This window comes from Trinickia terrae (genome assembly GCF_005144415.1).
In the GTDB taxonomy this organism is placed as follows: domain Bacteria; phylum Pseudomonadota; class Gammaproteobacteria; order Burkholderiales; family Burkholderiaceae; genus Trinickia_A; species Trinickia_A terrae.
This window is the reverse complement of the sequence record NZ_SWJE01000004.1, coordinates 39,300-50,627: the sequence shown is the minus strand read 5'-3', so window position 1 is coordinate 50,627 and position 11,328 is coordinate 39,300. Positions and strand designations below refer to the sequence as shown.

The window sequence follows — 11,328 nt, the reverse complement described above, 5'->3', positions numbered from 1 at the left end:
GAAGCGGGCCGCAAGGCATGCCGGTGCGCCGCGGCATTTTGCAGATTTGAAACAAAAACGGACCGCTCGCCCCCCGGGACGCGCCGCAATAACTGGGACGCCCCTGCAAAACGGGCCTCCCAGGGGTTTGGCACGATCCTCGCTGAGGATGGCGCGACAGAGCGCAACCGCACAGACGGGCGCCACCGCGAGAGAGCGCGAGGCCAAAAGAAGCGCGGCAATCCTGTCGAAACGCTTGCATGCGTTCCGGCAATGCCGCGAACGGACCAGCAACAAGAAGCTGCGTACGACGCAGCTTCCATCGAGGACCGATCATGTTGACCCTACAATCCGATCTGCACGGCAACCATCTGCTCGGCGCGTTGCCCTCCACCGAATGGCAAGCCCTGACGCCCCATCTCGAACTGGTTCATCTGCGCACCGAGCAGCTGCTGTGCGACTGCGGACACAAGATTCACCACGTCTACTTTCCGACGACCGCCATCATCTCGATCCTCGCGATGATGGAAGACGGCGGCTCGGTCGAGCTCGCCGCCGTCGGCCGCGAAGGCATGACCGGCGTGCAGGTGCTCACCGGAGGTGAAACGATGCCGAGCCGCGTGCAGGTGCAATGCGCCGGCTTCGCTTACCGGATGAGCGCGCAACGCCTGAGACAGGAATTCGCGCGCTCGGACTTCCTGCGCCGCCTGATGCTGCTCTACATGCAGGCGCTGCTCACGCAGGTCGCGCAGACCGCCGCGTGCAACCGCCATCACTCGCTGTCGAAGCAGCTCTGCCGGTGGCTCTTGCTCGAGGTCGATCGCGCGGCCACCAACGAGCTCGCCGTGACGCAGCAGCTCATCGCCGACATGCTCGGCGTACGCCGCGAAGGCATCACCGAAGCGGCCGGCAAGCTGCACGACCTGGGGCTCATTCATCACAGCCGCGGGCATATCAAGGTGCTCGACCGCAAGGGCCTCGAAGTGCGTGCGTGCGAATGCTACGGCCTCGTCAAGCGAGAATTCGACCGGCTGCTGCCTGCCCTGCATCAGACCGATACGGTCAACTGAGCATCGCTCGCGGCGCGCTGCGGACGTGTGACTCATTGCGCGCCGAGATCGCTCCTCACGCGCTCGCCGATTTCGTAGAGCGCAGCGAGCATCGCAAGATGCGCGCGCTCCTGGCCGGCTTCCTCATCGCTCATGCCGTCGCACGCCTGGCCGCCGATGATGATGCCGAGGCACAGTGCGTAGTTGCTCGCGAACGCCTCCGGAGCGGGCTCGGCGCGCTTCATCCGCTCGTAGGCGGTATCGAGCGCATGCCGAAGTTCGGCTTGCATGATGTGTCCTTGATTCTTGTCTTGCTGCGCGGATTCGCTCTCGAGCGTGATTGAATCGCCCGTCGACGGAGAATGCGCCTGGCTCGAAACCGGGCCAGGCCAAGCCAGGCCAGGCGCATCGTGCTTCTAGCCGCGGCGCGGCTGTTGCGGCGATTATCGCAAAATTACCGAGGGCCGCGCGAGCGCGTCAAAAACCAGCATTTTTTTCTGGCTCGCGGCTACCGGCCAATGACGACGCTCAGCGCTTCGCGTATTCGATGGTCTGAACACCCGTGTCGGCGCCAAGCAGGCACAGGTCTGCGCCGCGGCTCGCGAAGAGGCCCACCGTCACGACGCCGGGCCATGCATTGACGAGCGCTTCGAACGCGCACGGATCGGCGATTTGCAGGCCCTTGACGTCAATGATCTCGTTGCCGTTGTCGGTGATGTAGGGCGAGCCGTCGGGCTTCACGCGCAGCACCGGCACGCCGCCTTCGGCCGTCACGCGCCGGCCGATCGCGGTGCGCGCCATCGGCACCACTTCGATCGGCAGCGGGAAGTGGCCGAGCACGTCGACGCGCTTCGTCGCGTCCGCGATGCAGACGAACACGTCCGACACCGACGCCACGATCTTCTCGCGCGTGAGCGCGCCGCCGCCGCCCTTGATCATCGCGCCGCTCGGGTCGATCTCGTCGGCGCCGTCAACGTAGACGGGCAGCGACTCGATCTCGTTGAGGTCGAACACCTTGATGCCGTGCTTTTCGAGGCGCGCGGTCGTCGCGACCGAGCTCGACACCGCGCCGCGATAGCGCGCCTTGACGGCGGCGAGCGCGTCGATGAAGCAGTTTGCCGTCGAGCCCGTGCCGACGCCGATCACGGCGCCTTCGGGGACATGGGCGTTGACGTAGTCGGCGGCGGCTTGGCCGACCAGTTGCTTGAGTTCGTCTTGAGTCATGGCTGGGGATCGAGAGGAGCTTGCGAAAAGCGGGAGTTTACCGGAGTCGTAAGGCGCTTTCGATCACGGGTTCTTGACGGCCTTTCTCTGCCGCACGGCTTCGAACAAGCACACCCCGCTCGCCACCGACACGTTCAGGCTCTCCACCGTCCCCGCCATCGGAATGTGCATGACCTCGTCGCACGTATCGCGCGTGAGACGGCGCATGCCCTCGCCTTCCGCGCCCATCACGAGCGCCACCGGGCCGTCGAGCTTGGCCTCGTACAGACTCGCCGTAGCCTCGCCCGCCGTCCCCACCACCCACACGCCGGCGTCCTTCAATTCGCGCAGCGCGCGCGCCAGGTTCGTGACCGTGATGTACGGCACCGTATCGGCCGCGCCGCTCGCGACCTTCGCCGCCGTCGAGTTCAGGCCGACCGCGCGGTCGCGCGGCGCGATCACCGCGTGCGCGCCGGCGGCGTCGGCCACGCGCAGGCACGCGCCCAGGTTGTGCGGATCGGTCACGCCGTCGAGCACGAGCAACAGCGCCGGGCCGTTGATGCCGTCGAGCAGCTCCGCGAGGTTCTGTGCGAGCGGCAGGTCGCTCGCACGCGCGACCACGCCCTGGTGGCGCTCGGTCCGCGCGAGGCCCCACAGGCGCGTCTCGTCGGCTGCGATCAGGCGCACGCCCGCTTCCTTCGCGGTCTGCAGGAAGTCCTGCATCCGGCGGTCGCGCCGCGTCGCGTCGTACAACACTTCCTCGACCGTGGACGCGTCGTGGCGCAAGCGCGCGGTGACTGCGTGAAAACCGTATAGAACCTTCAGACGTGCCATGGCTGAGACAACCTTTGCTTGAAAAATGCGCCTGCGGCGCGGCCGCGCGCATCGCGCGAAACACAATGAAAAGGCGCCGCACGGCAGGGCCATGCGGCGCGCTAGGAATTGGCACGCGCGGCGCGGCACGCCGCGCGCGTCACATCAATACTTCTTGCGCGAGCGGCTCTTCGACGCCGGCTTCGACGCGGCGCGCTTCTTCGATGGCGAACCGCGCGCGGCCTGCGCTTCCTTCACCGCCGCCGATTTCGCCGATGCCGGCTTCTTGCGGCGCGTGCCGTCGGCGGCCGCGATCGGCCGCACGCGCGGCCCCGCTTCGCCGTCGAGCATCGACTTGTCGACGATCACGGGGCGGCTCGACGGCGCCTTGACCGGTGTATCGCGCACGAGCCGGAAGTCGATCTTGCGCGCGTCGAGGTCGACGCGGCTCACCTGCACGCGCACGCGGTCGGAAAGCCGGTAGCGGATGCCGGTGCGCTCGCCGCGCAACTCGTTCTTGACCTCGTCGTATTGGAAGTAGTCGGACCCGAGCTCGGTGACGTGCACGAGGCCTTCGATGAAAAGCGCGTCGAGTTGCACGAAGATGCCGAACGACGTCACGCCGCTCACCATCCCGCCGTACTCCTCGCCAAGCTTGTCGCGCATGAAGTAGCACTTGAGCCAGGCTTCGACGTCGCGCGACGCTTCGTCGGCGCGCCGCTCGTTCGCCGAGCAATGCAGCCCGAGCTCTTCCCAGATCGCCACGTTCGAGCGCGAGCGGCCGCGCGCCTCGTCGTCGGCCTGCTGCATCGCGCGGGCGCGCGGCGAGATCGACGTGTTCAGCGCGACGCCATGCGGCGTCTCCGGCTGGTACTTGCGGCCCGCGAGGACCGCGTAGATCGCGCGGTGCGTGAGCAGGTCGGGATAGCGGCGGATCGGGCTCGTGAAGTGCGCGTAGGCGTCGTAGGCGAGACCGAAGTGGCCGATGTTGTCCGGACTGTAGACGGCCTGCTGCATCGAGCGCAGCAGCATCGTCTGGAGCATCTGCGCATCGGGCCGGTCGCGGACCTGCGCCATCAGCGCAGCGTAGTCGCTCGCATGCGGGGAATCGCCGCCGCCGAGCGTGAGGCCGACGCCGCGCAGGAAGGTGCGCAGGTTCTCGAGCTTCTCGGCCGTCGGACCCGCGTGCACGCGGTAGAGCCCCGGGTGCTTGTTGCGCTTCATGAAGTCGGCCGCGCAGACGTTCGCGGCCAGCATGCACTCCTCGATGAGCTTGTGCGCGTCGTTGCGCTGACGCGGCACGATCTGCTCGATCTTGCCCTGCGCGTTGCAGACGATGTAGGTCTCGGTCGTGTCGAAATCGATCGCGCCGCGCTTCTGACGCGCGGCGAAAAGCGCCTTGAACACACCGTAGAGGTTTTGCAGCTGCGGCAGGAGCGCCGCGCGGCGCGCCGCCTCGGGCCCCTTGGTGTTCGCGAGCACCGCGGCGACTTCGGTGTACGTGAGACGCGCCGCCGAATGCATCACACCCGGATAGAACTGATATGCCTTGATCTCGCCGCGCGCGGTGATCACCATGTCGCAGACGAGCACGCAGCGGTCGACCTGCGGATTGAGCGAGCACAGCCCGTTCGAGAGCTTCTCGGGCAGCATCGGAATTACGCGGCGCGGGAAATAGACCGAGGTGCTGCGCTCGAGCGCATCGACGTCGAGACCGCTCTCCGGATGCACGTAATGCGAGACGTCGGCGATCGCGACGATCAGGCGAAAGCCCTCGCCGCGGCCGACCTTGACCGGCTCGCAATAGACGGCGTCGTCGAAATCGCGGGCGTCCTCGCCGTCGATCGTGACGAGCGGCACATCGCGCAAGTCGATGCGATGACGGATGTCCGCCGCGCGCACCTCGTCGGGCAGCTTGGCGGCCTGCTCGAGCGCGGCGTCGCTGAACTCGTGCGGCACGCCGTACTTGCGCACGGCGATTTCGATTTCCATGCCGGGGTCGTCGATGTCGCCGAGCACTTCGGCGACGCGCCCGAGCGGCTGCGAATGGCGGCTCGGGAAGTCGGTCAGGTCGACGACGACCACTTGCCCGACCTTCGCCTTCTTCGTGTTCTGCGTGATCAGGATGTCGTGGCCGATGCGCTTGTCTTCGGGCGCGACGATCAGTGCACCGTTCTCGTTCAGGAGCCGGCCGATCACCCGCTTGTTGGCGCGGTCGGTGACCTCGACGATGTGTCCTTCCGGACGTCCCCGGCGGTCATAGCCGACGATGCGCGCGAGCACGCGATCGTTGTGCATGACCTTCTGCATCTCGGTGTTGGGCAGGAACAAATCGTCCTGGCCATCGTCGCGGATGATGAAGCCGAAACCGTCGCGATGGCCCTGCACGCGGCCGGCCACGAAGTTCGACGGATGGGTCAATTGATAGTAGCCGCGCTTGTCGAGGCGGATCTGGCCATCGCGTTCCATGGCCGCAAGACGCTTGAAAAAGCCCTCGCGCTCCTGGCGTTTGATCGACAGCGTCTCGGCAATGTCGTTGGCGGCTAGCGGCGCTTCGCTCGTGCGCAGCACGCCGAGAATTTCTTCCCGGCTCGGGATCGGATAGGGATATTTGCTCAAGGGCTTGTCGATGATTTGTACTCGTCTCGGTCGCTGATGTTGACGCGCGGGCGTGCGGGGCATTCTAACACCCGCCGAGCGGCCCACCAGACCCGGCGCGAGCGCGGTGAGGCACTGCGGCGGCGGTCCGTCGCCGCAAGTCAAAATGCTTGACAGTTTTTCTGGGGTCGCTATAATTGCCGTCTCTGTTGCAGCACACACCTGCCCAGGTGGCGGAATTGGTAGACGCACTAGTTTCAGGTACTAGCGGGTAACTCCGTGGAGGTTCGAGTCCTCTCTTGGGCACCAGATTTAAAAAGGCCAGCATTATGCTGGCCTTTTTCGTTTCTAGCCTTCGCGAGACGATTCTGTGCGAGCCAGGCCCATCTCCTCGCAGATCATTCACATTCCAATTGACACTTTTCGCCGTCTCGCTACAATAGCGGTCTAGCTTGAAGCAAGCCCAGGTGGCGGAATTGGTAGACGCACTAGTTTCAGGTACTAGCGGGTAACTCCGTGGAGGTTCGAGTCCTCTCCTGGGCACCAACAGTTATTCCGGCGTAAGCCGAAGTAGTCCGAGAAACCCCGTAAGATCAAGATCTTACGGGGTTTTTTGTTTCCGCGGATGGCCACCACATCCGGGGGCATCGGCGATTTTTGCGGATACGCGGAATCGAGGTGCCAGCCCATGCCCAAACGCGTCGCCCCCAAGTCCGAAGTGGTGTTTCGTGTCGCAAAACCGCGCGAGCGCCCCCACCTGCTCGCCGATGGGAACGGGCTTGCTCTGCGCGTCTGGCCGGACGGGAGCAAGACGTGGCTGCTCCGCTCTCGCCGCCCAAGCACCGGCAAGGAGAACTTTCTCAGCCTCGGCCCCCTACCCCGAGGTTGCGCTCGCCGAGGCACGCAAATCTGCCGCGATCGCGCGCAGCTCATCCGCGAGGGTACGAATCCGGTCGAGCACCGCAGAGCCGAAACCGCTGCACGCAAACGTGCTGCCGAAGGCGCATTCCACCTAGTGTCGTGAGTTAGAAGTTCGTTGAATCAATTCCCGGTTCTTTCCGGAATGACAAAGTGCTGATTAAAAAGTCGCTCGGACTCGCGCAGCCCTTCTTCCGTAAAGATCACGGACTTCGTCTTGTTGACAGGGTCTTCGATGAAGCCTCGCTCATGGAGTCGGTTCAGCACATCTCAGTCGAAGCCCTTCCATGCACGGTATCGGTCATGCAGGGTCACGTAGAGAAGGGCTAGGGCGACTTCATCAATTGCATCGGTTTGATATTCATGATGCTCCTGCCGCAGCCTTCCGGACCCGCACACAAAACCGTTCGAGGCTGGACAGGATCTCATCCGCCGACTTGCTCCGGACAAACGGTTTGGGGTTCGCGTTATAGACATCCAGGTAATGACGGATCGCGTCTTCGAGTTGACGTGTCGACCGATGCGTACCGCGTCGAAGGTATTTTTCAGTGAGCGCGGCAAACCATCGTTCCACCTGGTTAAGCCACGACGCCGAGGTGGGTGTGAAGTGGACATGGAAGCGAAGATGACGAGTGAACCAGGCTTCGATCGAGGGCGTTTTGTGCGTGCCATAGTTGGCGCGATGGCATACGCGTCGGGCGGCAGCAACGACAGGAAAGTGCGCGCGACTTCCGGATCTCGACAACTGAGAAAGTCATCGTACTGGTCGGGGCGGAGGATCACGACGCCGCGTTTCTCATTCGGCGCGCCGTCTGGGGTCAGGTGTTTATGAAACTGGCGCAGCAACGAATGCTCGTCAGCGTTGACCGTGATCATCGCGAATCCGTAGGATTCGCCTCCATCGACCTCCGGCCACGGACGCCACAAGCCTGCGATTGCGAACGACTCGCCCGAGGCGACGCGGATGCGCCACCACTCGGACTTTTGCTTCAGGACGCCTCGGATCACCTCCTCTCGATTCGGCAGTTCGAGGTCCGGCAGCGGTGGATAGCGCGGCTCGAACACGACGTCGGCCGGAATGAGGGCGAATCGACACCTGTGCCACGAATCCTTGAAGTTGTCTTGGGTCGCGCGGGCTTCCTTTTTCACTGCCGTCACGTCAGCATCTTAGCATGTGACATGCCTTATTGAATTCAATAATGACTTCTATTTGTGATAACACTAACGATTGAATTTAATCGAGCATGCTGAGTCCCTGTGCGACGGTGGTGTCAGACGGATTTGTCGGGTGTTTTGGAGCTCGCGGCCTTGTCAGCGGACCAGGGCATGGGGAATACCCTAGCGTGACAATCATTGAATTCAATCTAGAATGCAATGAGAGGGCTCTGGAGATTCTTGAGCACGCTGGTGTGGACATCTCGTCTTCTGTCGAGAAGGAGCTTGCGGCCAATGCGAGGTTCGCGTGCCGGGGGCACGCCAGATCATCGTGACTGGGTTCTTAGCGAGAAAGAGCGTCAGAAAGGTGACCGGATGCATGTATTGCTCAATACGTACTTCCCGCCGAATGTTCCGATGGCATCTCGGTGCCTGGATATTGGCGTCGCAATTGGGGGCGGCGGTGAAAAGTTTTCCGGAGGACGTTCGAGTCGCCGTCGTTGCTTCCGGGGGATTAAGTCACTTCATCGTCGACGAGGAACTGGACCTTCGGGTTCTTCATACACTGCAAACCCACGATCATGCGGCATTGCGCGCTATTCCACGCGGCGCGCTGAACTCGGGCTCGTCGGAGATTCTGAACTGGGTGACCACCGCTGGAGCTGTCGAGTTCTTGCGACAGTATTGGATGCCGATCGCGGGGAGTTGGAATTCGGCCAAGTCGCGATTGGGTAGCGTTGATCTCGGATGGCTGCGCGCGAAGAACCATCTCGCGGTCAGCTCTGAGCTCAATTATGCACATTAAATATTAGGATAACTGATTGTGTGGAACGGCGATGAAAACTGTTGGGGACGCTAGAGGGCGTTGCGATCGCGAAAGTAGCGGTCTCTCAGATATCTGCCCTCGAAGACTCTGAGCTGGTGATGGTGGACACCGGCTATGTTCTCCTTTCGCAGTCCACTAACGTAATTTTCATTTCAGGAGGTCATCATGGATAGCTACAAATTTCTTCCGCTGTTGGGCCGAATCATGCTCGGAGCGCCGTTTGTCATGAGCGGTTTGGGCAAGCTGGGAGCTTACTCCGCGACCGTCGGCTATATCGCGGCCGTTGGTTTGCCAGTGCCATCGCTCGCGTTCATTGTCTCGGTGCTCATCGAGCTGGGCGGTGGCCTGCTGCTACTGTCAGGCTACCGTGTCCGCTTCACGTCGCTGGTGATGGCGGTGTTCTGTGTGGCTACGGCGGTGTTCTTCCACCACAACTTCGCCGACAAGAACCAGATGATTAACTTTCTGAAGAACGTGATGATGGCCGGCGGTCTCCTGCAGATCACCTATTTTGGTGCCGGCGCGTTCAGCCTAGACGGGGGGGCAGCTTCCCGTGCCGCTTCTCTGAAAACTAGCTAGGGTCGCTCTACATCTTGCTTTTTGCGCAAGCGAGGCAGGATGATCCGAACGCTACTGAACGACGAGCTATGGACAAAAGCTGAACCGATCCTGCCGGGCAAAGAAGGCAACCGTAGCGGAACGGCTGCCGATAACCGCTGATTTCTCGAAACGATGCTGTCGATTCCGTCGCGCTCGAATCACTAGACGAAGTGTCGCTATAGCCGCACGCTGTACCGCACACGCAATCTTGTCAAACGCTTCACGAACCGAATCAAACATTTTCGTCGTGTCCCCACTCGGTACGGCAAGCTCGCCGACCGTTACCTCGTGTTCGCATCGCTTGCGTGCGCGTTCTGGCCATTGGGGAAAATATAAGCAAACCATAGCATGCATTAATCGGTGAACAGGAGAAAACCAGAGTATGGATAGCTCATCAACGGGTCGTAGGGATATAGGGTGGCCCAGCATCCTTGGCAAGATCGTGGTCGTCGTGGGGTTGGCGCTTGGCAGCGTCGCCAGCGCCTGGGCTCAGTCCGCTCAACCCTCTCCGTCCTCAGCGGCCGGTCAATGGGCCATGGGGGGGCAGAACTTGCACAATACGCGCTCGCAAGACCGACAGACAAAGTTAGGTATACACAATGCAAGCAGACTGAAGTTGAAATGGTCAAGAGCCGTTCATGGTGACGTGTCGGCCACACCCGCAGTGGTCGATGGAGCAGTCTATATCCCAGATTGGGGAGGATACTTGACCAAGCTGGACGCCTCGACAGGAAAACTCATCTGGGAGCATCGGATCGACAGCTTCGCCGGTGAACCGCAAGGCGCGGTTTCTCGCACCAGCCCTGCCGTCGTCGATGGCGTGGTTTACATCGGGGACCAGAACGGTGGCCACCTGCTCGCACTGAATGCACATACGGGCAACCTGATCTGGAGGAGTAACGCGATTAATCCCGCCACGTTAGCTATCATCACGCAGTCGCCGGTTGTGTACAAAGGAGTGGTCTATGTAGGCGCTTCTTCTTCGGAGGAGGCCGTGGCCGGAAATCCGAACTACGCTTGCTGCACGTTCCAGGGTTCATTCTCAGCCGTTGATGCGAAGACCGGCCAGATCAAATGGACCACTCCCATGATACCGAACAACGGCGGCGCTCCCGGTGGCTACAGCGGGGCTGCGGTGTGGAGCAGCACCCCGGCCATCGACGAGGCGACTAACACCGTATTCATCACGACGGGCAACAACTACACGGTTCCTGCGTCCGTCCGAGCCTGTGAGGCGGCCGGAGGGAGTGCGGCAACATGCTTGAGTCCGGATGACCATGTCGATTCCGTGGTCGCACTCGACATGGCCACCGGCCGCATCAAGTGGAGTACCGGAGTGCAAGGCTACGACTCCTGGACCTTTGCCTGCATGGCAAATGCCAGTCCGTCGACGAACTGCCCGCCGCCACCTGGCGAGGATTTTGACATTGGCTCCGGGCCGAATCTTATCAAGGTCAACAACCCCGATGGCACCAAGCGCCTGCTCGTTGGTGCCGGCCAGAAAAGCGGAATCTACTGGTTGCTCGATAGACAGACCGGCGCCATTGTGTCGAGCACCACCATAGGCCCTGGGTCGGATTTGGGAGGAATCTTATGGGGTACAGCCGCCGATGGCACTCGCATCTATGTTGCCAGCTCGGACGGAAGCAAGGTCGCGTACACGGTGAATGGCGCAACGGTAACGACAGGTTCGTTCGCCGCAATTGATCCCGCAACGGGGAAAATTCTCTGGCAATTGGCCGATCCTTCCGGTAGTGCGACTGACTACGGTGCCGTGTCCGTGTCCAACGGCGTGGTGTTCGCGGGTTCAATGAGCGGACACATGTATGCGCTGAACGGCGCCACGGGTGCGGTGCTCTGGGATTACGTGGGACAAGGTTCGTCGAACGCTGGTCCGGCCATAGACAGCAATGGGACGGTGTATTGGGGCAACGGTTACAGCCGTTCTGGGCTCGGGACGCAAAGCTTCACGTTCTATGCTTTCTCCGTAGACGGCACTTAAGTGGGTGTGATTCGAGCGACGCTCACGCTGCGAATCTCAGCATGGCTTTACGGGTAAGGCTACGTCGATATTCGATGTACCGCTGAAACAGCACAGATCGAATCACGCCCTACGTGCCCACATTGTCACAATACCAACGGTGCGAGTCCGCTTCCGGAACGAGCCCTGCGGAGAATGAAAGTGGT

At 62.0% G+C, this 11,328-nt stretch carries 9 protein-coding genes, 2 tRNA genes and 4 pseudogenes; 8 read left to right on the top strand and 7 right to left on the bottom strand.

The features are described from left to right. Positions 1 to 314 precede the first annotated feature (314 nt). Complete coding sequence (locus tag FAZ69_RS07955) at positions 315 to 1,049, top strand: Crp/Fnr family transcriptional regulator (protein WP_136893408.1); 735 nt, start codon at positions 315 to 317, stop codon at positions 1,047 to 1,049. A 32-nt stretch (positions 1,050 to 1,081) separates the two neighbouring features. Here FAZ69_RS07955 and FAZ69_RS07950 read toward each other — a convergent pair whose 3' ends face one another. The 4 genes from FAZ69_RS07950 to rnr form a co-directional block, all read right to left on the bottom strand. Next, complete coding sequence (locus FAZ69_RS07950; protein WP_136893407.1) at positions 1,082 to 1,318, bottom strand: hypothetical protein; 237 nt, start codon at positions 1,316 to 1,318, stop codon at positions 1,082 to 1,084. A gap of 238 nt (positions 1,319 to 1,556) precedes the next feature. After that, complete coding sequence (gene rpiA, locus FAZ69_RS07945; protein ID WP_136893406.1) at positions 1,557 to 2,252, bottom strand: ribose-5-phosphate isomerase RpiA; 696 nt, start codon at positions 2,250 to 2,252, stop codon at positions 1,557 to 1,559. A gap of 63 nt (positions 2,253 to 2,315) precedes the next feature. Further along, the gene (gene rlmB / locus FAZ69_RS07940) at positions 2,316 to 3,065 is read right to left on the bottom strand and encodes a 23S rRNA (guanosine(2251)-2'-O)-methyltransferase RlmB (RefSeq protein WP_136893405.1); all 750 of its coding nucleotides are present in this window, start codon (positions 3,063 to 3,065) and stop codon (positions 2,316 to 2,318) included. A 144-nt stretch (positions 3,066 to 3,209) separates the two neighbouring features. Further along, positions 3,210 to 5,726 carry a ribonuclease R gene (gene rnr / locus FAZ69_RS07935; RefSeq protein WP_136893404.1) on the bottom strand — a complete coding sequence of 839 codons (2,517 nt, stop codon included), beginning with the start codon at positions 5,724 to 5,726 and terminating at the stop codon, positions 3,210 to 3,212. A gap of 140 nt (positions 5,727 to 5,866) precedes the next feature. On the opposite strand from rnr, the gene FAZ69_RS07930 reads away from it, so the two are divergent. From FAZ69_RS07930 to FAZ69_RS34430, 3 genes are all read left to right on the top strand, one after another. Continuing rightward, positions 5,867 to 5,951: transfer RNA gene (locus FAZ69_RS07930), tRNA-Leu, on the top strand. Positions 5,952 to 6,103: 152 nt separating this feature from the next. Further along, a tRNA-Leu gene (locus FAZ69_RS07925) sits at positions 6,104 to 6,188 on the top strand. A 79-nt stretch (positions 6,189 to 6,267) separates the two neighbouring features. Further along, entirely contained in the window at positions 6,268 to 6,666 is a 399-nt protein-coding gene (locus FAZ69_RS34430) for an integrase arm-type DNA-binding domain-containing protein (protein ID WP_136893403.1), read from the top strand. Positions 6,667 to 6,683: 17 nt separating this feature from the next. Here FAZ69_RS34430 and FAZ69_RS07915 read toward each other — a convergent pair. The 3 pseudogenes from FAZ69_RS07915 to FAZ69_RS34330 all read right to left on the bottom strand — a co-directional run. After that, a pseudogene (locus FAZ69_RS07915) lies at positions 6,684 to 6,941 on the bottom strand (DUF6429 family protein). Continuing rightward, positions 6,922 to 7,236, bottom strand: a pseudogene (locus FAZ69_RS07910) (transposase); the annotation flags it as partial. The pseudogenes FAZ69_RS07910 and FAZ69_RS07915, both read right to left, overlap by 20 nt. A 44-nt stretch (positions 7,237 to 7,280) precedes the next feature. Then, positions 7,281 to 7,709: pseudogene (locus FAZ69_RS34330) on the bottom strand (SOS response-associated peptidase family protein); the annotation flags it as partial. 445 nt (positions 7,710 to 8,154) lie between these two features. Between FAZ69_RS34330 and FAZ69_RS07900 the strand changes: the two are divergent. The 4 genes and pseudogenes from FAZ69_RS07900 (at position 8,155) to FAZ69_RS07885 (ending at position 11,143) form a co-directional block, all read left to right on the top strand. Then, complete coding sequence (locus FAZ69_RS07900) at positions 8,155 to 8,520, top strand: class III extradiol ring-cleavage dioxygenase family protein (RefSeq protein WP_136893402.1); 366 nt, start codon at positions 8,155 to 8,157, stop codon at positions 8,518 to 8,520. A 186-nt stretch (positions 8,521 to 8,706) separates the two neighbouring features. Then, entirely contained in the window at positions 8,707 to 9,120 is a 414-nt protein-coding gene (locus FAZ69_RS07895; protein ID WP_136893401.1) for a DoxX family protein, read from the top strand. Between the two features lie 162 nt (positions 9,121 to 9,282). Further along, a pseudogene (locus FAZ69_RS07890) lies at positions 9,283 to 9,477 on the top strand (IS5/IS1182 family transposase); the annotation flags it as partial. A gap of 46 nt (positions 9,478 to 9,523) precedes the next feature. Next, complete coding sequence (locus FAZ69_RS07885; RefSeq protein ID WP_136893400.1) at positions 9,524 to 11,143, top strand: outer membrane protein assembly factor BamB family protein; 1,620 nt, start codon at positions 9,524 to 9,526, stop codon at positions 11,141 to 11,143. Positions 11,144 to 11,328: the final 185 nt, after the last annotated feature.

Excerpts from the sequence above, each read along its gene's own strand:
- FAZ69_RS07955 (WP_136893408.1), top strand. The coding sequence starts at position 315 with ATGTTGACCCTACAATCCGATCTGCACGGCAACCATCTGCTCGGCGCG.
- FAZ69_RS07950 (WP_136893407.1), bottom strand. The coding sequence starts at position 1,318 with ATGCAAGCCGAACTTCGGCATGCGCTCGATACCGCCTACGAGCGGATG.
- rpiA (WP_136893406.1), bottom strand. The coding sequence starts at position 2,252 with ATGACTCAAGACGAACTCAAGCAACTGGTCGGCCAAGCCGCCGCCGAC.
- rlmB (WP_136893405.1), bottom strand. The coding sequence starts at position 3,065 with ATGGCACGTCTGAAGGTTCTATACGGTTTTCACGCAGTCACCGCGCGC.
- rnr (WP_136893404.1), bottom strand. The coding sequence starts at position 5,726 with ATGCCCCGCACGCCCGCGCGTCAACATCAGCGACCGAGACGAGTACAA.
- FAZ69_RS34430 (WP_136893403.1), top strand. The coding sequence starts at position 6,268 with ATGGCCACCACATCCGGGGGCATCGGCGATTTTTGCGGATACGCGGAA.
- FAZ69_RS07895 (WP_136893401.1), top strand. The coding sequence starts at position 8,707 with ATGGATAGCTACAAATTTCTTCCGCTGTTGGGCCGAATCATGCTCGGA.
- FAZ69_RS07885 (WP_136893400.1), top strand. The coding sequence starts at position 9,524 with ATGGATAGCTCATCAACGGGTCGTAGGGATATAGGGTGGCCCAGCATC.